The 21,440-nt window shown below is 57.4% G+C and carries 16 protein-coding genes and 1 pseudogene; 10 read left to right on the top strand and 7 right to left on the bottom strand.

The window, feature by feature from the left end:
- Positions 1-465 precede the first annotated feature (465 nt).
- Positions 466-1,926: a beta-Ala-His dipeptidase gene (pepD, locus tag SPL01S_RS06120; RefSeq protein ID WP_006323802.1), complete on the bottom strand. Its 1,461-nt coding sequence runs from the start codon at positions 1,924-1,926 to the stop codon at positions 466-468.
- A 324-nt stretch (positions 1,927-2,250) separates the two neighbouring features.
- On the opposite strand from pepD, the gene gpt reads away from it, so the two are divergent.
- From gpt to SPL01S_RS25650, 7 genes and pseudogenes are all read left to right on the top strand, one after another.
- Positions 2,251-2,709, top strand: a complete 459-nt coding sequence (gene gpt, locus SPL01S_RS06115) for a xanthine phosphoribosyltransferase (RefSeq protein WP_004949082.1) — start codon at positions 2,251-2,253, stop codon at positions 2,707-2,709.
- 141 nt (positions 2,710-2,850) lie between these two features.
- Positions 2,851-4,098 (top strand): esterase FrsA, encoded by a 1,248-nt coding sequence (gene frsA / locus SPL01S_RS06110; protein WP_063198228.1) that lies wholly within the window; start codon positions 2,851-2,853, stop codon positions 4,096-4,098.
- A gap of 60 nt (positions 4,099-4,158) precedes the next feature.
- Positions 4,159-4,560, top strand: a pseudogene (gene crl / locus SPL01S_RS06105) (sigma factor-binding protein Crl).
- 240 nt (positions 4,561-4,800) lie between these two features.
- A complete protein-coding gene (gene proB / locus SPL01S_RS06100; protein WP_006323805.1) occupies positions 4,801-5,904 on the top strand; it encodes a glutamate 5-kinase in 1,104 nt (367 codons plus the stop codon).
- A 9-nt stretch (positions 5,905-5,913) separates the two neighbouring features.
- Positions 5,914-7,167 (top strand): glutamate-5-semialdehyde dehydrogenase, encoded by a 1,254-nt coding sequence (proA, locus tag SPL01S_RS06095; RefSeq protein ID WP_006321290.1) that lies wholly within the window; start codon positions 5,914-5,916, stop codon positions 7,165-7,167.
- Between the two features lie 475 nt (positions 7,168-7,642).
- A complete protein-coding gene (locus SPL01S_RS06090) occupies positions 7,643-7,861 on the top strand; it encodes a DUF6500 family protein (protein ID WP_004946854.1) in 219 nt (72 codons plus the stop codon).
- 178 nt (positions 7,862-8,039) lie between these two features.
- Entirely contained in the window at positions 8,040-8,243 is a 204-nt protein-coding gene (locus SPL01S_RS25650) for a DUF6434 domain-containing protein (RefSeq protein WP_071919944.1), read from the top strand.
- Between the two features lie 188 nt (positions 8,244-8,431).
- Here the strand turns inward: SPL01S_RS25650 and SPL01S_RS06085 are convergent, their stop codons facing one another.
- Positions 8,432-8,677, bottom strand: a complete 246-nt coding sequence (locus SPL01S_RS06085; protein ID WP_063198226.1) for a helix-turn-helix domain-containing protein — start codon at positions 8,675-8,677, stop codon at positions 8,432-8,434.
- A 36-nt stretch (positions 8,678-8,713) separates the two neighbouring features.
- Here SPL01S_RS06085 and SPL01S_RS25830 point away from each other — a divergent pair, with 36 nt between their 5' ends.
- Positions 8,714-8,839: a helix-turn-helix domain-containing protein gene (locus SPL01S_RS25830; protein WP_081113144.1), complete on the top strand. Its 126-nt coding sequence runs from the start codon at positions 8,714-8,716 to the stop codon at positions 8,837-8,839.
- Positions 8,840-8,960: 121 nt separating this feature from the next.
- Here SPL01S_RS25830 and SPL01S_RS06080 read toward each other — a convergent pair whose 3' ends face one another.
- The 3 genes from SPL01S_RS06080 to SPL01S_RS06070 all read right to left on the bottom strand — a co-directional run bounded on the left by SPL01S_RS06080 (position 8,961) and on the right by SPL01S_RS06070 (position 12,112).
- On the bottom strand, positions 8,961-9,500 hold the full coding sequence (locus SPL01S_RS06080) for a hypothetical protein (protein ID WP_063198223.1): 540 nt from the start codon (positions 9,498-9,500) through the stop codon (positions 8,961-8,963).
- A 373-nt stretch (positions 9,501-9,873) separates the two neighbouring features.
- Positions 9,874-10,398 (bottom strand): cytochrome b561, encoded by a 525-nt coding sequence (gene cybB / locus SPL01S_RS06075; RefSeq protein ID WP_080589795.1) that lies wholly within the window; start codon positions 10,396-10,398, stop codon positions 9,874-9,876.
- Between the two features lie 115 nt (positions 10,399-10,513).
- Complete coding sequence (locus SPL01S_RS06070) at positions 10,514-12,112, bottom strand: ABC transporter substrate-binding protein (protein ID WP_063198221.1); 1,599 nt, start codon at positions 12,110-12,112, stop codon at positions 10,514-10,516.
- A gap of 340 nt (positions 12,113-12,452) precedes the next feature.
- Between SPL01S_RS06070 and SPL01S_RS06065 the strand changes: the two genes are divergently transcribed.
- Positions 12,453-13,799, top strand: a complete 1,347-nt coding sequence (locus SPL01S_RS06065) for a condensation domain-containing protein (RefSeq protein ID WP_063198218.1) — start codon at positions 12,453-12,455, stop codon at positions 13,797-13,799.
- A 43-nt stretch (positions 13,800-13,842) separates the two neighbouring features.
- On the opposite strand, the gene SPL01S_RS06060 is transcribed toward SPL01S_RS06065, so the two are convergent.
- Together SPL01S_RS06060 and SPL01S_RS06055 are read right to left on the bottom strand one after the other, a co-directional pair.
- A complete protein-coding gene (locus tag SPL01S_RS06060) occupies positions 13,843-16,935 on the bottom strand; it encodes an amino acid adenylation domain-containing protein (RefSeq protein WP_063198216.1) in 3,093 nt (1,030 codons plus the stop codon).
- Between the two features lie 72 nt (positions 16,936-17,007).
- Positions 17,008-18,600, bottom strand: coding sequence for a condensation domain-containing protein (locus SPL01S_RS06055; protein WP_063198213.1), 1,593 nt, complete (start codon positions 18,598-18,600; stop codon positions 17,008-17,010).
- A 504-nt stretch (positions 18,601-19,104) separates the two neighbouring features.
- Here SPL01S_RS06055 and SPL01S_RS06045 point away from each other — a divergent pair.
- A complete protein-coding gene (locus tag SPL01S_RS06045; RefSeq protein ID WP_063198208.1) occupies positions 19,105-21,228 on the top strand; it encodes a TonB-dependent receptor in 2,124 nt (707 codons plus the stop codon).
- Positions 21,229-21,440 lie beyond the last annotated feature (212 nt).

Genomic DNA, 21,440 nt, shown 5'->3' with positions numbered 1-21,440 from the left:
ATTGCGTAATGACATATTTCATAAGGAGAAGAAATGATGCGGGCTTATATTTATAGATGTTGGTGTTCGTTGAGTACTCAATGGCTGTCCCTGGATTGGTGGTTCAGTGGTAAGGGTATTTGGATTGGTTCCGTGTTGCTCTGCATTATGTTCTGGGGGGCTGCGTTGGGGCTGGTTATGTGGATATGGCAACCATAAGATGAATTACGTTTATTGGCGAGCCTATAGCTGAAATAGCCGGCAAGTGACAGGTGGAAAAATCCTCTTGTGAAAAACCGTCTTCACGATGGGCCCTGGCGGGCTTTGTTGGTGGTGTGGCAGACGGCGACTGCATTTTTCGCCGTATCTAAAAATCCGGAAACAGAAACGCTTCCGGATTTTTATGCAGTATAAAGAGTGGATCAGCCGATCCTTAACCGATCGGCCTTAGGTCCCTAACGGGCTTTCTCGCGTGTAACGCTTTAATTACGCGCGCTCAGGGATCGCTTTCAACAGCGCGGTCAGCAGCTTCCAGTACAGGCCGACGCTTTCGATATGTACCTGCTCATCCGGCGAGTGTGGCCCGGTGATGGTTGGCCCAATCGACACCATATCCATGTTCGGGTACGGCTTTTTGAACAGGCCGCATTCCAGACCGGCGTGGATCACCATGATGTTCGGCGTCTTGTTGAACAGATCCTGATAGATCTCGCGCACCAGATGCATGACCGGTGAGTCTGCGTCCGGTTGCCAGCCTGGGTAACCGCCCTTCGGTGCCACTTTGGCGTTGGCCAACTGGCCCAGCGCGGTCAGCATCTCGACCACGTAATCTTTGCCGCTGTCGATCAGCGAGCGGATCAGGCAGATGATTTCCGCTTCGTTCTCGCTGGTGGTGACCACGCCAACGTTCAGTGAGGTTTCCACCACGCCTTTTACCGCGTCGCTCATGCGGATCACGCCGTTTGGCGTAGCGTTCAGCAGGGCCAGAAAACGCTGTTGGCTGTCGGCGGTCAACGCCTGAGAGGCGCTGGTAACCGGCTCCAGCAGCACGGTGATGTTCTTCTCTTTGGCGGAAAGCTCGTTTTGCAGTGTGCTCAGGAAGGCCTGGCTCAGCGCTTTCAGCGCGTCGGCTTTTGCCGCAGGCACGGCAACCACCGCAGAGGCTTCACGCGGGATAGCGTTGCGCAGGGTACCGCCGTTCAGATCCAGCACGCGCAGGTTCAGTTCTGCGGCATGAGCGAACAGGAAGCGCGTCAGCAGCTTGTTGGCATTGCCCAGGCCTACGTGGATCTCGGCCCCGGAGTGGCCGCCTTTCAGGCCCTTGAGTGTCAGTTTCAGTGTCTGATAGCCGGCCGGTACCGCTTCGCGCTGCAACGGCAGGGTAGTGATGAAATCAATACCGCCGGCGCAACCCATGTAGATCTCGCCTTCTTCTTCGGAGTCGGTGTTGATCAGGATATCCGCCTGCAGCCAGTTAGGCTGTAGCCCGAATGCGCCGTCCATGCCGGCTTCTTCGGTCATGGTCAGCAGCACTTCCAGCGGGCCGTGTTCGACGCTGTCGTCAGCCAGCACCGCCAGCGCGGAAGCCATGCCGATGCCGTTGTCGGCGCCCAGCGTGGTGCCGCGCGCCTTGATCCACTCGCCGTCGATATACGGCTGAATCGGATCCTTGGCGAAATCGTGCACGGTGTCGTTATTTTTCTGCGGCACCATATCCAGGTGCGCTTGCAGGGCAACAGGTTTACGGTTTTCCATGCCTTTGGTGGCCGGTTTGCGCAGCAGGATATTGCCCACCTGATCGCGTTCGGCATGCAGATTCTTCTCTTTGGCCCATGCGAGGATGTGCTGTGCCAGCGCTTCTTCATGATAAGAAGGATGCGGAATAGAGCAGATTTTGGCAAAAATATCCCACAGCGGCTGTGGTGAAAGTTGAGACAATTCAGACACTATAGGTCTCCTGTGACAGCATTCTCAGCATGGCGTGAATGCCGCTCGGTTAGGGTGGATTGGCATCGGTGCGTTTTTGGCACGATCTCCAGAGAATATCACTTTATTCAGGGGCGCGCGCGTACCCTATTGCACTGTTTAAGGGGGAGAATGCACATATTTGACGTGTGATTGTTGGTTTATGCAGGATCAATCACCAGACGAAATACTTATGATTTCCACAGTACAACTGGTATTCGGCTCAACCAGTCTCTATAATCTCGCGCAACCTTTTTTCCCCTGATCACGAGTAAGCTACACCATTGCTGGCTGGGATACCATTTTATGAGCGAAAAATACGTTGTTACCTGGGACATGCTGCAAATGCAAGCGCGCAAACTGGCTCACCGCCTGCTGCCTGCTGACCAATGGACGGGCATTATTGCCGTAAGCCGCGGCGGCCTGGTGCCGGCGGCCTTGCTGGCGCGCGAATTGGGCATCCGCCACGTGGATACCGTCTGCATTTCCAGCTATGACCATGACAACCAACGCGAAATGAAGGTACTCAAGCGCGCAGAAGGCGACGGTGAAGGCTTTATCGTGGTTGACGATCTGGTGGATACCGGCGGCACCGCGAAAGCGATCCGTGACATGTATCCGAAAGCGCATTTCGTCACCATCTTCGCCAAGCCGGCAGGCCGCCCGCTGGTGGACGACTATGTGGTCGATATCCCACAGGATACCTGGATCGAGCAGCCGTGGGACATGGCGGTGACCTTCGTGCCACCGATCGGCGGCCGTTAATCCCCGCTCACGCCAGTAAAACGCCCGGTTGTGCCGGGCGTTTTCGTTATTTTGGTTTATCGCCCCAGAGTTAGGTACACTACCTCCAGTTAAGTAGGCTGTTTGCGGCCTACGGCCAGATTTACGGAGGCTGTTGTTACCATGGCACAAGCCAACCTTTCTGAAATCCTGTTCAAACCCTCATTTAAACACCCCGAGACCTCGACGCTGGTGCTGCGTGCGCGCAACAAAGCCGGCGCCGATCTGCACTCCACGCTGGAAGGCAACACTGTCAGTAATTGGTATCGCATGCTCAACCCGCTGCTGTGGGCCTGGCGCGGCGTTGATCCGATCGAAATCAACGAAGTGCTGGCGCGTATTGCGGTCGCCGACGTGGAACATACCAACGACAAACTGCTCGATACCGTGATCGGTTACCGTAATGGCAACTGGATCTACGAGTGGGTGCATCAGGGCATGCTCTGGCAGCAGCGGGCATTGGAACAGCAAGATCCGCTGATCGGCGGCCAGTACTGGCTCAATGCCGTCAACTTTTACAGCATCGCCGGCTATCCGCACCTGAAAGGCGACGAACTGGCCGAACAGGCCGAGACGCTGGCCAACCGCGCTTACGAAGAGGCAGCGCTGCTGTTGCCTTATCAGCTCAAGGAGCTGGAGTTCCGCATTGACGGGGGAAGCAGTATTACCGGCTTCCTGCACCTGCCGGAGAAGGGCGAGGCGCCGTTCCCGACGGTGCTGATGTGCGGCAGCCTGGATACCCTGCAGACCGACTACCACCGCCTGTTCCGCGAGTACCTGGCGCCGCACGGTATCGCCATGCTGACCATCGATATGCCTTCCATCGGTTCTTCTTATAAGTGGAAGTTGACACAGGATTCCAGCTTCCTGCATCAGCAGGTGCTGGCTCAACTGCCTTCGGTGCCCTGGATCGACCATCAGCGCGTTACCGCATTTGGTTTCCGTTTCGGCGCCAACGTGGCGGTGCGCCTGGCTTATCTGGAGCCGCAGCGGTTGCGTGGCGTGGCCTGTCTGGGGCCGGTGGTCCACAGCCTGTTATGCGACGCCGGCCGCCAGCGAGACGTGCCGGACATGTATATGGACGTGCTCGCCAGCCGGATGGGGATGGCCAACGCCTCGGATAACGTGCTGAGGGTGGAACTGAGCAGTTATTCGCTGAAAACCCAGGGTTTGCTGGGCCGCCGCTGCCCGACGCCGATGCTGGCAGGCTATTGGGATCGGGATCCGCTCAGCCCGAAAGAGGAGGCGCAACTGATCGCGTCGTCCTCGATGGACGGCAAGTTAATTGCTATTCCACGCGCACCGGTGTATAGCAGTTTCCACAAGGCCTTGCTGCAAATGGCTCACTGGATGAAAGATAAAATGCGTTAATTTGTTGCTAAATTTTAACAGTTTGTTAAAAAGAGTGGTCTACATTGAGGAGGTTAAAGAATGACGTTACCTAGTGGTCACCCTAAAAGCCGACTAATGAAACGTTTTGCCAGCTTGGGGCCGTACCTGCGTGAAGGGCAGTGCGAGAACGACCGTTTTTTCTTTGATTGTTTAGCCGTTTGCGTCAATGTCAAACCCGCGCCAGAGAAGCGTGAGTTCTGAGGATGGTGGATCGAGCTGCATGCTGAAGAGGCGCGTTTCACTTATGCTTATCAGTTCGGTCTGTTTGATAAGGACGGGCGCTGGTCGCCGGAAAAGATTAAAGATACTGAAGTAAAAACCAAGCTGGAAACCACCCTGCGTGATTTCCATCGCCGCTTGGGCGAGTTGCTGGCGACGATGGAGCTGGCGCTTGAACCGGCCGATGATTTCAAAGAAAAACCGATTAAACTCTCCGCCTGACCCCGTTTGACTACAGTATTGTGCTGATTTCGCGTTGTGCCTGTTGGCATAACGCGTCTCTCCTGTTACAAAGTCCTTTGCACTCTTATTCTCATCATACCCTATAGCTTTCGAGTTGCAGCTAGGCGGCAAGCGCAGGAATCCCCAAGAGCTTACTGAGGTAAGTGACTGGGGTGAGTGCGAGCAGCCAACAACGCTGCAGCTTGAAAGATGACGGGTATATTACACGGCAGAAACACTATGAACGGCAGCCAGACATTGGTTGTGAAATTGGGCACCAGCGTGTTGACCGGCGGATCGCTGCGTCTTAACCGTGCCCATATTGTCGAACTGGTACGCCAGTGCGCACAACAGCATGCAGCGGGTCACCGCATCGTTATCGTCACCTCCGGCGCGATTGCCGCCGGGCGCGAACATTTGGGCTACCCCGAACTCCCCGCTACCATCGCCTCCAAGCAGCTGCTTGCGGCGGTCGGCCAGAGCCGGTTGATCCAACTGTGGGAACAGCTGTTCTCCATTTACGGCATCCACGTCGGGCAGATGCTGCTGACGCGCGCCGATCTGGAAGACCGCGAACGCTTCCTCAACGCGCGTGACACCATGACCGCGCTGCTGGATAACCGTATCGTGCCGGTAATCAATGAGAATGACGCGGTAGCGACCGCAGAAATCAAGGTGGGCGACAACGACAACCTGTCGGCGCTGGCGGCGATCCTGGCCGGGGCCGACAAACTGCTGTTGCTGACCGATCAACAAGGCCTGTATACCGCCGATCCGCGCAACAACCCGCAGGCGGAGCTGATCCGTGAAGTGCACGGCATTGACGACGCGCTGCGCGCCATCGCCGGCGACAGCGTTTCCGGGCTGGGCACCGGCGGCATGGGCACCAAATTGCAGGCGGCCGACGTGGCCTGCCGCGCCGGTATCGACGTGATCATCGCCGCAGGCAGCAAGCCGGGCGTGGTGGGCGACGTGATTGAAGGCAAACCGGTGGGCACCCGTTTCCACGCGCTGGAAACCCCGTTGGAAAACCGCAAACGCTGGATCTTCGGCGCACCGCCGGCCGGTGAAATCACCGTGGACGACGGCGCGGTCGACGCCATTATGGCGCGCGGCAGCTCGTTGTTGCCGAAGGGCGTTCGCGAAGTGAAGGGCGATTTCTCCCGTGGCGAAGTGATCCGCATCCGCAACCTGGCGGGGCGCGATTTGGCGCACGGCGTCAGCCGCTATAACAGCGACGCGATGCGCATGATTGCCGGCCACCACTCGCAGGAAATCAGCGAAATTCTCGGTTACGAATACGGCCCGGTGGCAGTGCACCGCGACGACATGATTGTGAGCTAAGGAGTGAGCATGCTAGAGCAAATGGGGAAGGCCGCCAAACAGGCCTCCTGGCAACTGGCGGTGCTGAGCACGGCGAAAAAAAACCAGGTGTTGTCGGTGATGGCCGATATGCTGGAAGCCAACAGCGAAGTGATTTTGCAGGCCAACGAACAAGACATGGCGCAGGCGCGCGCAACCGGGATGACCGAAGCGTTGCTCGATCGCTTGCTGCTGACCCCGGCGCGGCTGGCGGCCATCGCCAACGATGTGCGCCAGGTGTGCCGTCTGAACGATCCGGTCGGCCACGTATTGGACGGCAGCCTGCTGGACAGCGGGCTGAAGCTGGAACGCCGCCGCGTGCCGCTTGGCGTGATCGGCGTGATTTATGAAGCACGGCCGAACGTCACCATCGACGTCGCCAGCCTGTGCCTGAAAACCGGCAACGCGGTGATCCTGCGTGGCGGTAAAGAAACCCACAACACCAACCTGGCGACGGTGAAGGTGATCCAGCAGGCGCTGGAACAATGCGGCCTGCCGGCTGCGGCGGTGCAGGCGATCGACAGCCCCGATCGCGCGCTGGTGAATGAGCTGTTGCGCCTGGATCGCTACGTAGACATGCTGATCCCACGCGGCGGCGCCGGTTTGCACAAACTGTGCCGCGAACAGTCGACCATTCCGGTGATCACCGGCGGCATTGGCGTTTGCCATACCTACGTTGACGACAGCGTTGATTTCGATAAGGCGCTGACGGTCATCGAGAGCGCCAAAATCCAGCGCCCAAGCGCCTGTAACTCGCTCGAAACGCTGCTGGTGAACCGCAACATCGCCGAACAGTTCCTGCCGGCGCTGAGCGCCAAGATGGCGGCGGCGGGTGTGACGCTGCATGCGGCGCAGAACGCTATGCCGCTGCTGCAAAACGGCCCGGCGACGGTGGTGGACGTGGCGGAAGGGGATTACGACGACGAATGGCTGTCGTTGGATCTGAACGTGCTGGTGGTGGACGATATCGATCAAGCCATCGACCATATCCGCACCCACGGCACCAACCACTCCGATGCGATCCTCACCCGTTCGCTGAGCAGCGCCGAGCACTTCGTGCGCGCTGTGGATTCCTCGGCGGTGTACGTTAACGCCAGCACCCGCTTCACCGACGGCGGCCAGTTCGGCCTGGGCGCAGAAGTGGCGGTCAGCACCCAGAAGCTGCATGCACGCGGCCCGATGGGGTTGGACGCACTGACCACCTACAAGTGGATCGGCTACGGCGACGATTTGGTTCGTAGTTAAGTCAGGTTTCGCGTTTTAAGTTTAAGGGCGCAGTTCATTGAACTGCGCCCTTTTTGCATACGGGTTCAGGCCTGAGCTGGCATCGTAGTTGGTCTAAGCGAAATCCAATCGGACAGTTGGTTTTGTGCTGTGAGTTCAACGGGTCGATGCAACGCTATCCTTAATCAAGGGGGGACGTTGGTACTTTGAACTCACACGGACGATGAGTCGAAGAGATATTATGATTCTTACGAGGTATTCGGTCAGTTGCTCGAACTTATGGTATCAGGCTGAATAGAGAAAAAATAATGAGTGTCAGTCCCCCGGCTATTGCCAGTTACCACAGTAATACAGGTGCGTTTTTGGGTATTCAGCCGGGTAAAAATATGGGTTTTGAGCCCGTAGCTCGCAGAAAAGCCCTGAGAGGCGTTCGGGTGTTGCACGTACAGATGTTATGGTTAATAGGCTTAAGTCCAGCGAACAAAAAGGAGCGAACATGCGGGTAGGAATGAAGGAAAAGATCATCAGGACGTGTGAGGCAAAAATTGTGACCAAGGGCAGTAACGTAGGGCTGTCTTTTTATGCTTTTTTTGCCAATAAAAATGATGACCCGGAACTGCTGATGGAGGTTGCACATTGGTGGATTATGGAGATGAAACTGGATCACTTTGAAAAGGCAGAAAAGATAAAATCTCTCGTTTTAGCCATGAAGTAAACCATTACGGTAGCTAATGATACCTTACAGTTCGTAGCGTCTTAATTATGATATGACAGCCTTTACTCTGGACAGGTATGTCTGCTCCTCGCTCTTAACAGGCGATGAATTCGACATTTAGACAATTTCGGGCATGAAACGAATGCTAAAAAATGAATCATTACAGTGGGATTGTAAATTGAAAATAGATTGGCATAGCTCATTGCTTACACGCGCTACGAATGTTGATAAAAACTACAAAAACACTCAAAACGTCCGTCGTTTCATGATTAAGGAGTGTGGGGACGACTTTCGATTTAATCGAGAATTTATGGCCTGGATACGTAATGATGTTCCAAAAACTTTAGGTGATGTAGTCGATGAGTGGAAACGCAGACAGTAATTGCAGGTCTGCATTTCGCTCATAACCGCCAAAGTCTTGCGGATGACTCAGCCTGACTATAGGACAGGATCCTCTACCGGGCGGGGTCAGTACACCAACGGCTCGGAAGTGCCTAATTTACTCGTGGCGCTCGATACGCAATCTATTTACACATTGGTAATGCGAAGGTCGTAGGTTCGATTTCGCTATTACAATGAATGAACCCGCTCACCAATCATTCCCAGCACAGCACCAGCATCCACCCCAAGCAGCCGTGCCATCACAGCAAACTCAACCACATCCAGCTTACGCTCGCCGTTTTCAACCTTGGCGATAAACGACTGCGGGCGGCCCAGCGCCTCGGCCAGTTTGGTCTGAGTTATGCCTTTTTCTATGCGAGCATCCCGAAGTATTTTTATAACTAATTGATACTCGGTTGAATAAACTGAAGTCATGGCGTTTTCCGCGAGTGATATCCCAAAGTCGAATATCTGCCATTATCCCTAAATGGGCTAGTAGGCGCATCAGATAACAAGCTGATAGCCGAAGCTTTGAAGCTTCCCCCTGCGGAGATATGGCCTTCAAGATACTCTGAACCTATATATAAGGATGAGTAGAGCGGTCATTCTGCATCAGAATTCGGCACTATTTAATGCGGATGAAAACAGCAGGTACAAATATGGGGGCAGGGCAGTTAACTATCCGCAGCCCCCATTATTATCTAATGAATAGTCGCGGTTATTGCTTAACCACAAGATGGCTACGCTGTTCTTTGCTCATTGCTTTGTCAGAGCTGGAAATGACGCAGTTATATTTTTCGTCTTTATTGATAATCATAAAGGTGCTGACCGGGTTTTTATAGTCTTTGTCGATAGTGAAATAAACATAATCCTGCGGCAAAGAACTCGGTTTGAAGGCGCCAAACGCATAAACACCCGCCATGCCCAACGGGGACAAATCAACCGTAATTTCTAGCGGTTGCAGGGTATTCGGGGAGGGCAGCATGGATTTTGCGGACATCATCATCGAAGTGGTATCGATGGTGTATTCGCTGGTCACTTTCATCCCGACATACTTGGATTCAGGTTTCGAAAGCTGTTTCATACAGGCGGCATCGTGCTCGGGCGCGGGGCTGCCATTTTCTTGTACGGCGTGCACATGCTCCAACGTCACCAGCGCTTTGCCGGTCATCGTTTTTGCGCTGTCTGCCGCTTGCGCCATACCGGAAAAAACGAGGGCAGCAACCGTGGGTAGAATAACGCCAGTCATGATTTTCATTACTTTTCTCCAGACTTTTATGAATGGGGAAGCCATATTGACTTTCCCGTGTGTGTAGTCGATGAAAGTGAATTAATGAAATTATGGGTAGCGCTGAATCACCTTGTGTAAACACATGGCATGACACCGTTGCCCAGAAGAATAACTGGCGTTTTTAAGATGAAGACATAAATTTTAAATAAACGGACGTGTGATTATCGTTATTAAATTTCGAGCATATGAACTGTATGGATAACCTTAGTCAATATCCGGGATAGATACAACTCGATGGGGGGATTTTTTATTTTATCGAAGCAATAGTGGAATTAATAAGCCAATAGATTATTTCCATTGGCTTATATATACATGCTTATTATTATCTTATTGCCCTTGGTTAGCGCTTTTTAAACAGCGGCAGCATTCTCACCAAGGTATTGTCCTTAAAGGCATAATGATGAATCAGCGCCGCAGCGGCGTGCAAGCCAATCAGCCAATAACCGAAAGCGGCCAGCGTCTTGTGCCAGCCGATAATCGTTCGCGCCTGCGGCCGGTCGGCAATCTCGGCAAACGGCATCGGCAGGCCAAACAAAAACCACTCCTTGCCGCCCAGATAGCGGGAATAGACGCCCAGAACCGGCAGCGTCAGCAGCAGCAGGTAAATCAGGGTATGCACCAGATGCGCCGCGCCGGTTTGCCATTTTGGCGGCATCGGGCTGATGGCGGGGGAGGCGTGACGCCCGCGCAGGATCAGGCGGGCGATCATCAAGACGAACACCGTCACCCCGCAGCTGAAGTGGGTGACCACCAGCAGATACCATAACGGTGTGCCCGGTTCGGCAAAGCCTCTCAGCTCAATCGTGGCGCAGGTGATGACCAACAGGATAGCGACCAGCCAGTGCAGACGGATCTGCATCGGCATAAATGTTTTCTGCACTGGATTTGCCTTGTTTACGTGAGATCCAATAGGCGTTGAGAGTAACGAAATGTTACAGGAGAGGAAAGCGCCGGGTTTGAATTTATCCCGGCGCTTTGGCTTAGTTCACTTTCGCTTTGGCGAAGTCACTGCCGTTAACGTCAACCACATAGCCGCTGACGTTGCTGCGGGTGGCGTAGAACACCTTGCCGTTAGCCAGCGGTAACCAAGGGGTCTGTTCGGCAAAAATCACCTGCGCTTGCTGATAAAGCTTGGCGCGTTCCGCCGGGGCGCTCACCTGAATAGCTTTCTGGATCAACCGATCGTAGCCTTTGTCGCACCAGCGGGCTATGTTGGCGCCGGTTTGCACGCCGGCGCAGCCGAGCAGCGTGGCGAAGTTATCCGGGTCGCCGTTATCCGACATCCAGCCATACAGCGCGCTCTGCTGTTCCCCTTTGCGCAGCCCGGCCAGGTACTGGCCCCATTCCCAGGTGACGATTTTGGCCTTCACGCCCACTTTCGCCCAGTCGCTCTGGATCATCTCGGCAATACGCCGCGAATTAGGGTTGTATGGCCGCGCCACCGGCATCGACCAGATGTCGGTTTCAAAGCCTTTTTCCAGCCCGGCCTGTTTCAGCAGATCACGGGCCTTCTGCGGATCGTAGGTATATTCCGGCAGTTTGTCGTTGTATCCCAGCATCGCCGGCGGCAGCACCGAATTGGCCGTTGTACCGCTGTCTTTGAACACCGCCGCGACAATCGCCTTCTTGTCCACCGCATAGCTCAGCGCCTGGCGAACCAGCACGTTATCAAAAGGTTTCTTCTGGGTGTTGAACGCCAGGTAGCCGACGTTCAGGCCGTTGATGTTATGCAGTTGCAGGTTTTTGTCGCTCTTGATGGCGTCGAACTGCTCCGGCAGCGGGGCGGGAATGATCTGGCACTCGTTGGTTTTCAGCTTGGCCACCCGGGTCTGCGCATCCGGCGTGATGGAGAAAATCAGGTGTTTGCTGGCCACCTCGCCTTGCCAGTAATGCGGGTTGGCCACGTAGCGGATCAGCGAATCCTGCTTGTACTGCTGCAGCGCGAACGGGCCGGTGCCGATAGGCCAGTTATCCACGTACTCCGGCGTGCCTTTCTTCAGCATGGCATCGGCGTATTCTGCGGAAAGAATCGAGGCGAAATCCATCGTCCAGTCGGCCAAAAACGCGGCGTTGGGCTGGCTGAGCGTAAAGCGCACGTGGTCGTTATCCACCGCTTCGACGTGGGTAATCAGCTTGTCCAGCCCGGTGTCGGTAAAGTACTCGTAGTTACCGCCGGACACCTTGTGGTACGGATGATTAGCGTCTTTTTGGCGCATCACGGTGAACACCACGTCCTCGGCGTTGAAGTCGCGCGTCGGGGTGAAGTATTTGTTGCTGTTGAACTTCACGCCCTTGCGCAGCGTAAAGGTGTAGGTTTTGCCATCCGGGCTGATGGTCCACTCGGTGGCCAGCGAGGGGGCAGGGGTTTTATCGCTTTCGCGCAGCGTCAGCAGGCGGTTATACAGCACCTGCGAGGTGGCGATAAAAGTCGGCCCGGAGCTGGCGAGTTGCGGATTGAAAGACTCCGGCGAGGCGACCGTGCAATAAACCAGCGTATCGGAAGCCGCCAGAGCGTTGCCCGCCGCCAACAGGCTGGTTCCCGCCAATAGCAGGCCTGCAGTTGTTTGTTTTAAAAGCATAAAAGTGATAGCTCCCTCAGGTTGATGGGGGACACTGCCGCCGCTGTGGCATTCAGGCAGCCCCCGGTTTAACTATAATGAGGCTTTGCGGATCTGGGAACGGGTGGCGGCGGATTCCTTTTCGGTTATTACGCCGGCCGCCAATATTTCCACCGCCGCCGGCGAAGGTTTTTTACCTCGATAATCCCCTCATTCGACACGCATTAACCTGTTGTCCTATATTTATGAAAATGATAATAAGTGTTATTATCATTTTCATTTGTAACCATGTTGAAACACTTTCAGCGCGTTGCGGCCGTCGTTTTTCTGGTCTCCATGTCGCATATCAAAGGTAGGTAACATGTCGGAAACCCTTTTGGCTACTGAATGGCTGCCGCTGTCGCCGGCGCAGTTAGATTTCTGGGAGGAGTTTACCCTGCACCCCGGGCAGCCCTTTTCCACCGTCGCTCACGTCACCGAATTGCGCGGAGCGGTGGACGAGGCGGCGCTGTGTCGGGCGATAACCCTCACTGTCGCAGAAACGCAGGCGTTTGCGCTGCGGTTTGGCACCCGCAGAGGCGATCGGTTGCCGATGCAGCGCTACGATCCCGAACGGATTCCGCGCCTGAAGCGTATTGATTTGCAGGAACATCCCGACCCTTACCAGGCCGCAATGCGGCTGATGCAGGCCGATGCCGAGCAGCCGATGGATCTGCACAGCCAACCGATGACGGCCGTGTGGCTGCTCACTCTGGGGCCGACGCGCTATATCTGGTACCTGCGTGCTCACCATATCATTATCGATGGTTACGGCATGGCGCTGGTCGAGCATCGCTGCGCTACGCTGTACGCGCATTTTCTCGGCAAGGGCTCGGCGGGGCAAGCATTGGGCGCCTTCCGCGCCTTCCAGCAACATGAGTTGGCCTACGGGGCTTCCGAACGCTGCGACAAGGATCGTCGGTTCTGGCAGCGCTATTTACCGCCGTCGCAGGTGTTGCCAACGGTGCGTAAAGGCGGCCGGGAATATGGCGTGAAATGCCTCAGCACCAGCACTCCGCTGCCGGAGGACATTTCACGGCGGCTGCGTCTGTTATCCGAACGCAGCGGCATCGGCTGGCCCGATCTGCTGCTGGCTCTGTCCGCCGCCTGGCTGTTTTTTACGTTGCCGCCCTTACCGCATGAAAGAGGGGGTACGCGCACCCTGTGGATGCCGGCGATGAATCGTCGCAGCAGCAAAGCGACCAATACGCCGGCTTTGGCGGTCAATACGTTGCCGTTTTTGGTTTCACTGCGTGCGGAAGAGACGCTGGGGCATTTCCTGTCCGGCGTGACGCAGACGCTGCGTGAACTGCGCAGCCACGCCGGTTATCGCCTGCGGCAGATTGCCGCCGATCGCGGCGTGACGCCCGCGTCGCGTCTGTTTATTTCACCGTTTATCAACGTTCAGCCGTTTGACTCGGCCGGTTTCAGCGGTTGCACCAGCACGCGCCGGGTGCTGGCAGGCGGTGCCGGCGACGGGATTAACCTGATCTTCCGTGGCGGCACTGACGCCGGCGATCTGCATTTGGATATCGATGTCTTTGTGCAGCAGTTCCCTACCGCCGGGGCGGCCAACTACCGAAGCGCCTTGCAGGACTTTTTGCAGCGCGCGTTACGGGAAGGGGCGTTGGAGATGGCGATCGGTGAGCTGGTGGCGGTGCCCGCCTGATGAAAGCGGGCAGGGGATGACCCTGCCCGTAGGGCATTGAGGGTTAGCGGGCCAGCAGCGCTGCGACCTCCCGTGCATTTTTGCAGGGGATCAGCACCGTTGGCGGCAGTTGGGTGCCAAAGGCGTCATTGAGCCGTGCGGCCACCTGGCGGATGTGCGGCAGTTTCAGCCCCATGCTGATAAAGGCAGTTTCCTCCCCCCACTCAGGACGTGGTGCCGCGCCGATGGCCTGCAGATAGATGGTCAGAATTTTGCCGCTCTGCGCCGGCGGCGCGCTCGGCAAAGGTGCTGCACAGGCGTTCAACCCGGGAGCCACCCGCCCGGCCCCGAGCGCGGTGCGAATAGCGTGACGGTCGGTTTTTCCGTTGCCGGAGAGCGGCAGCGCTTCGGCGTGGATAAAGCGCGTCGGGATATGTGTACAAGGCAGATAGCCCGTCGAGAAGGCGCGAATATCCGCCAGCGACAGCGGCTTGCCGTCGTGGGTGAGGTACATCGCGCCCAGCGTCGACTCGGCATTTTCCCCGCTCGGATAATCCACCACCACAATGTCCAGAATCGCCTCATGCCCGCGCAGCACGTCTTCGATCTCCGGCAGCGACACGCGCACGCCGCGGATTTTCACATAGCCGTTCACCCGGCTGGCGAACAGGATGTTGCCGTCCGGGCGATAGTAGCCCTGATCGCCGGTGCGGAAGGCCCGCAGCGGTTGCCCGTCGGGGCCATTCAACGGGACGAAGTCATGTTGCTTCACTTCGCCGTCTTCCAGATAGCCTAACGCCAGATTCACCCCCGCCGTATGAATGCGGCCCACCACGCCGGCCGGGCAGTGCGTGCCGTCATCATGGCAAATAAAGTATTGGTTGCCCGGCAATGGTTGGCCGTAGGGCACGGTGCCGGTGTCCTGCGCTGCAATCGGGTGCCAGATGCTCCAGATGGTGGTTTCTGTCGGGCCGCCGAGTGAGAACAGGCAAATGTCCGGGCGCAGGCTACGCAACGTCTGCACCGTCGCCGGTTTGATGTAATCGCCGCCCTGAGCCACCAGCCGCAGTGAGCGCAGGCTGTCGGCCGTTTTGCAGGTGAGCAGCATTTCCAGGATCGCAGGCACGGAACACCACAGGCTGACGCGGTGGCGCTCCACCAACTGGTTCCAACTGATGGCGTCTTTTTCCTGATGCGGCGCGGGCAGAACCAGCGTCGCACCGGCGCTGAGCGAGCCGAACAGGTCAAACATCGACATATCGTGGTGCGGCGGCGTCACGGAGATAAACACATCATCGGCGGTGACCGCCCAGCGTTGCAGAGTCTGCCCAAGCACGTTGGCGGTGGCGCGGTTGTTGAGCACCACGCATTTGGGTTTGCCGGTGGTGCCGGAGGTGTACAGGTAATAGCTTGCTTCGGTGCTTGCGCTGCGTTCCGTCAGCGTCTGGTCGCCCGGCAGTTCGGGCGCGCCCGCGGCCGGATCGAGCAATTCTGTCGGCGTCACCCCGTGCGGGGTATCCAGCTCGCCCTGATGCACCACCAGATCCGGCCGGCAGTTGCTCAGCAGATAGGCGGTGCGTTCAGGCGGCGAGTTGATGTCGATCGGCACCCAGATAACCCCCAGCAGCGCACAGGCCAGGGAGATAGTCACGTGTTCCGGGCTGCGCGCCAGATACAGCGCCAGCACGCTGCCGCGCCCCAGATTGCGCCGTTGCAGGTTGGCCATAACGGCTCCGACCTGGCGCCCCAGTTCAGGATAAGACAGGGTCTGCTCATCGCAGATCAGCGCCGGTCGCGGCTGTGGGTCGTTAAACAGCCGTTCGGCCAGCTGCGCCAGGTAGGGATAAGCGGTGAATGCCGCTTCGCCGTGGTTATGGCGATAGTGTCGGTAATCGATAAAGCGCGCCGGGGCGATCTCCAGATCGCTGTCCTGGCATATTTGCACCACGCGGCGTTGCAGGGCGTCCAGCATCGCCTGCACCTGTTCGCCGTCCAGCGCCTGTTCGGCGTAATCGACGCACAGTTGCAGATTTTTGTCGGCGTCCTGCGTCAGACGGATGTCGATCGCGACCTGCGGCGTTTGGGTCAGGCCGTCGTGGTAGCGGACCGGTGCACCGGCCGGCAGCGTCTCCCAGCTCAGGCAGTTGGTGAGAATGACCGGCAGCGCAGGGGCGCCCTGGCTGCGGTTCAGCAGCTGCCGCGCCAGATCGACGCCGGAAAACGTCAGGTGGTCGAGAGCGCCCAGTATGTCGTCTTGCAGTGCCTGCGCACGGCTGACAAAGGTACCGCCCTCGCGCGAATAACGCACGGCCACAAAGCTAGAGGCGTTGCCGAGCGAACCCCCAGCAGCAGGAAACGCCACCGGCACGCCCACACACAGCTCGCCGTCGGTGGTCCACTGCGCCAGCGTATCGAGGATCACCGCCGAAAGGGCGCTGTTGCGCAGCAGCGAATGGGCTGAGCCCAGGCGTGAAAAGGCTTTTAGCACGTCGCGCGGCAGGGTCAGGCTGGCGCGCCGGTAGCGAGAGCTTTTGATGTTGGCCAGCGGGGCGCGCCACGGCAACGCCGAAGGCGTGGTGACGTCCTGCAGTTTGGTCTGCCAATAGGCGGCGTCGGCCTGGCGTTGTCCTGCCGGGGCGGCAGCCGGCGGGGTAGCCGGTGCGATTGGCGGCAACGGAGCGTCATCGAACAGCCGGGCAATCAGGGTGGCGATGCCCTGGCCATCGAGGATCAGCGCGTCGAAGCTGGTGAAAATCAGGGTGTCGTAGCGCCCGGTGGCGTCCTGCGTCTCCGGCAACTGAATGGCGGCAATACGCCACAACGGCTGCGCGGGATCGTGGCGCTGGTGCGAATACTGCTCGCGCAGGGCGGCCAGCCGTTGCTGCGCAGCATCGTGCTCCAGTGAGCGCAGATCGTGCCTGTCCAGATTCAGCGTGGTTTCCGGCCGTACGCGCTGGGTGAAACGCTGGGGGTCGAGGCAGGTACGCAGCGCGGGATAGTGCCGCACCAGTTCGGCCAGCCGGGTTTCCAGCCGCGCCAGATCCAGCCGCTGGCCGCGGTATTCGCGGAAATCGTGCATCGCCACGCCGCCGAGCGGCCACTGTTCGCTGCGGCCGAGGAGGTAAGCCTGTTGCAGCGCGGTTAATGGTGTCTCCATGGTATTTCCCTATTGTCGCTAACCGATGAAAAAGAACGCAGGGCGCGTGGGGCTACGCGCCAAAAATCGATATCAGACCTGAGGCGCCAGCACGTTCAGCAGCATTTTCGCGCCTTCGGCGGCCTTGGGGTCACGCTCGCAGATCAAAGCGGCCAGCGTTGCCGGAGTGGGGTGCGCCGCCAGATCTTGCGGGGTTAAGGCTACCGGCAGGTATTTATTGAGTACCCCGAGCAGGGCGAGCAACGCGGCCTCCGGCAGCGGCAGGGCGGTGATGTCGTCATCGTCGCGCAGCATGACGCCCGGCGCTACGCGCGCCAACAAACGGTGCAGCAACTGGCGTACCGGGGCCTGAGTTTCCGGTAAGCACTGTGACAGCAACTGCGCCAATGGCCGCCTGAAACTGTCGGGGTGGCGTGCCGCCTGCTGTAACAGGGTGCTGTAGGTGGCAAACAGCTGCTGCGGCAACCGGTCCGGGAAGGCATCCATCCGCAGATCCCAGTTGATCAAGATACCGCCGTTGGCGTGCGCCACCTGGGCGTCCAGCGCCACCTGCGGGCCCTGGGAAATCACCCAGTCCAGCGGGCCGAAGGTGCGGGTGACCTGGTCGGAAAATAGCGCTTTGCCGCGAATGCCGAAACCGGCGGTGAACACCACCGGCGAAGGTTGCATGCTGCCGTGCAGGCGCGACAGGTCGCGCATCACGCTCACGCCCGGGTAGTCGGCATGAGTGAGCAATTCCGCCAGCTGATCCATCAGGCGGCGGCAGAAGGCGGGCAAGTTTTCCGCCGGATTGAGCTCTACACCGAGCAGCACCAAATTCGAGAAGTCGCCAATGATGCCCTCCAGGCCCTCTGCATCGCGGTGGAACAAGGGTACGTTGAGCCGGAAACGTCGCAGGTTCCAGCCGTGGCCGACGGTAATGGCAAACAGTGCCAGAAACAGGGAGGAAAGCGTGACGCGGTGCGCTTTGGCGGCATCGGCCAGCGCCCGAGCCTCTGTGGCGTTCAGTTGAAGCGCCAGCCGATCGCTCTGACAGCGTTCCGGTGCGCGCAGCAGGTGGGGCGCGGGCGGCAGTTGCGCCAGGCGTTCGCGCCACCAGGTCTGAGCGCGGGCTCGTCGCTGCTGCAGCTCGGTGTCGGCATGGTGCCGATCCAGATAGTCAAAATAGGGCACGCCGTTGTTGTCGGGGGCGGCCGGGCAGTGGTGATAAAACCGCGCCAGATCCTCCATCAACACGCGAAATCCCATGGCATCGCCGGCGATCATGTCCAAATCCACATGCAGCCGGCTGTGGCCGTTTGGCAACAGACTGAGGCTGATATCACAGGGAATGCCCTGTTCCAGCGGCAATTTTTGGCTGCTTTTTTGCCGGCGTTTGGCGCTCAGCGCGTTGGCTGCCTCGGGGGCGTCGGTGTGGCGGAAATCGTCGATATGCAGGCAATGGCGCGGACCGCAGGCATCAATGGTCTGTTGACCGTCCGCCGTGATGCGCAGGCGCAGCATCGGGTGGTGCAAATAAAGGGCAGTCACGGCCTGTCTCAGTCGTTCGACGTCCAGGTCGCAGCCGTTAAATTCCGCATACAGGTGGGCGGAGACGCCCCCCAGCGGCGCTTCGGATTGCCGGCCCACCCAGTAGGCGGCCTGCATCGTGGTCAACGCTTTCATTGGGTTTCCATCAGTATTGAGAGACGGGAAGAATATATTTCAATGTTAATGGGAATGAAAATTATTACTATTTTTATTTGTTATTGTAAAACGAAGTTGTCATAAGGGGCAGGATGAGTATTGTCACCCCAGGGTAAATGGCTATTTTTGATATTATTATGTTTTATATTAATTTTTAAAGAAATTATTGCGATTTTAAATGATGAAGGAAACCGGTTTTTTGGTCTTTATGCTGTTTCTTTGTGAGCCTGTCCATTCTCCTTATTGATAATGATTTGCATTAAAATATGTAAAATATTATCATTATTAACATTTCTTTACGTTTCCAGACAAAAATACTGCATCCGCCCGCTGTGCGTCTGGGGGGGAAGCCGTCTGCTGCAGGGATAGGCAATAGCAAGGTCAGGAAGGCCGCAATGCCAGTGTTAGTGTGAGTGTCAGCGTCGTTACCTATGTGAAAACAATCAAATTTTTGTGCATCTGGGATGAAAGGAGAATACATCTATGAGCAAGCATTCAGCGGCTCAAAGGCATAAAATCGTAGGAAACAAGGAAAAAACGGGCTTACAGGCCATCGGGGCATTTTCCTCACTCTTTTTGGGACTTTGCTCTGTGTCTGTGGGGAGCGTTAACGCAGCAGCGCCGGACGATAAGGTGCAGGAAGCCGCCGACAGCAAACGCCAGGGCAATTGGCAGGACTCGGAGAGCCTGCTGGTCACCGGCGAAAAAATTAAACGCACCATTTTCGATACCGGCTCCAGCGTGCAAGTGTTCGACAGCGAACGGATTTCTTCCATGCCGAATGCGTTGCAGGTCACCGATTTGCTGCGCATGACCCCCAACGTGGTCGATTTGGGCATTGGCAACAATTTGCCGACCGTGCGCGGCATCGACGGCTCCGGCCCGAACGTCGGCGCCAATGCTTTCCTCAGCGGCACCCGCCCGCGCCTCAATCTGTCAATGGACGGCCGCTCTCTGACCTATAACGAGCAGGCATATGGTCCGCAGTCGCTGTGGGATCTGGATCGCGTTGAAGTGTTCCTCGGCCCGCAGAGCTACATTCAGGGGCGCAACGCCATTGCCGGTGCCATCGTGATGACCAGTAAGGATCCGACTTTCGACTGGGAAAGCGCCTTCAAGGGCGGAGCCGGCAACCAGCATTCTTCACAGCTGTCCGCCATGGCTTCCGGCCCGCTGGTGGAGGACCAACTGGCGTTCCGAGTCAGCGTCGATCGCCAGCGTCGCCGCAGCGATGTCGACCTTCCCGCCTATGAACCGGTAGGCGATCCTCGTGAGGTTGAAGCCACTACCGCTCGCGCCAAACTGTTGTTTAACCCGGCAGGTATGCGCGAGTTGACCACCAAGCTGACCTTTAACCATTTTGGCAGCACTTCACCGCAAAACGAGAGCCTTAACCCGCTGGTTCACCCGACCAACCCGCGTCACGATCCGCGTCGTGCCGTGTTTAAAAGCAACACCAACAGCAGTGTCTGGGATCTGGCCTGGGAGCAATCCGACAGTCTGACGTTGGAAAACCGCGTTATTTACACCGACTTCAACATTAACCGTCCTACGGCCTACAACATTCAGTATGCAGAAATCGACGGTAAAGAGGTGCATGTGGAGCCGGTGGCGCGCTTTGGCGGGCCTGACAGCCGCCTGCGAGGGCTGGCGGGGTTGCGCTATTTCCACGCCAAGCAGGATGAGTTCGTTAATATTTTCGGCGGTTCCAGCTTCAAGGATAAAACCGACACCAACTCGGCCTTTGCCGAACTGACCTACGCGATCACGCCGAAGGTGGATATCACCGCCGCCAGCCGCGTGGAACGTGAACATCGCCGGCGCACCGGTGGCAGCAATGCCGTGCGTATCGATTTCGACGAAACCTACGATGTGTTCCTGCCGAAGCTGGATCTGGCCTGGAAACCGACGGACACGCAGACCTACGGCGCCAAAGTGGCGCGCGGCTATAACGCCGGCGGCGCCGGCATCACTATCGGCACGCCGGTGGTCAGCTACACCTACGGCTCCGAATATGTCTGGAACTATGAGCTGTATTCCCGCCACCACCTGAAAGACGCCAACGTCATCCTGACCAGCAACGTTTTCTATAACGACTACAAGGACATGCAGCTGCCTTATTCGTTGAGTGAGAACTCCAGCGTGATCCGCAATGCCGACAAGGTGGAAACCTACGGTGCGGAAATGGGGGCGACCTGGCAGCCGCGTTGGGACTTCGAGCTGTTCGGTAACGTCGGCCTGCTGAAGACCAAGATCAAGAAGTTCTCGGGCAGCGGCGTAGATGGGCACGAACTGGCGCGTGCGCCGGCCTATACCGCCAACATGGGCGCCAAGTACCAGTTGATGGCCGGGCTGGAACTGAGCGGCAACGTGGCGTTCTCGGATTCCTACTACTCGCAGTACGACAACGATTCACGCGGGCGTATCGGCTCTTACTGGTCGGCGAATACCCAACTGGCGTACACCTTCGCCTATGGCCGCGCCACCCTGTATGCGCAGAACCTGTTTGACTCGGAACGTCGCGTGATGGTCAGCGGCAACGACGTTTATACCGCGACCCAGCAGCGTCCGCGCATGATCGGGGCCGCACTGGAACTGACATTCTGATAACGGACTTTGTCAATTGTCTGCGGGGCGTGCAAACGCCCCTGAGATTGATGGCAGAGTGGTTTTCGAGTCCGAGATACCCGGGCCTAGCGCACCGAGGGGCGCTCCGGCAGCTAAAGCTGCTACGACCCCTTCGGCACGCTCTCCCTAATAACGGGCTTTGTCAGATGCCAGTGGGCGTGCACGCCCCTTTTCGTGACAAGCGTTCCCCG

The sequence above is a fragment of the Serratia plymuthica NBRC 102599 genome (genome assembly GCF_001590925.1).
In the GTDB taxonomy this organism is placed as follows: domain Bacteria; phylum Pseudomonadota; class Gammaproteobacteria; order Enterobacterales; family Enterobacteriaceae; genus Serratia; species Serratia plymuthica.
Note: the sequence above shows the minus strand (reverse complement) of the source record. Positions and strands in the feature narration are given on the sequence as shown.

Coding starts and splice junctions, on each gene's coding strand:
- gpt (WP_004949082.1), top strand. CDS start 2,251: ATGAGCGAAAAATACGTTGTTACCTGGGACATGCTGCAAATGCAAGCG.
- frsA (WP_063198228.1), top strand. CDS start 2,851: ATGGCACAAGCCAACCTTTCTGAAATCCTGTTCAAACCCTCATTTAAA.
- proB (WP_006323805.1), top strand. CDS start 4,801: ATGAACGGCAGCCAGACATTGGTTGTGAAATTGGGCACCAGCGTGTTG.
- proA (WP_006321290.1), top strand. CDS start 5,914: ATGCTAGAGCAAATGGGGAAGGCCGCCAAACAGGCCTCCTGGCAACTG.
- SPL01S_RS06090 (WP_004946854.1), top strand. CDS start 7,643: ATGCGGGTAGGAATGAAGGAAAAGATCATCAGGACGTGTGAGGCAAAA.
- SPL01S_RS06085 (WP_063198226.1), bottom strand. CDS start 8,677: ATGACTTCAGTTTATTCAACCGAGTATCAATTAGTTATAAAAATACTT.
- SPL01S_RS06080 (WP_063198223.1), bottom strand. CDS start 9,500: ATGAAAATCATGACTGGCGTTATTCTACCCACGGTTGCTGCCCTCGTT.
- cybB (WP_080589795.1), bottom strand. CDS start 10,398: ATGCCGATGCAGATCCGTCTGCACTGGCTGGTCGCTATCCTGTTGGTC.
- SPL01S_RS06070 (WP_063198221.1), bottom strand. CDS start 12,112: ATGCTTTTAAAACAAACAACTGCAGGCCTGCTATTGGCGGGAACCAGC.
- SPL01S_RS06065 (WP_063198218.1), top strand. CDS start 12,453: ATGTCGGAAACCCTTTTGGCTACTGAATGGCTGCCGCTGTCGCCGGCG.
- SPL01S_RS06060 (WP_063198216.1), bottom strand. CDS start 16,935: ATGGAGACACCATTAACCGCGCTGCAACAGGCTTACCTCCTCGGCCGC.
- SPL01S_RS06055 (WP_063198213.1), bottom strand. CDS start 18,600: ATGAAAGCGTTGACCACGATGCAGGCCGCCTACTGGGTGGGCCGGCAA.
- SPL01S_RS06045 (WP_063198208.1), top strand. CDS start 19,105: ATGAGCAAGCATTCAGCGGCTCAAAGGCATAAAATCGTAGGAAACAAG.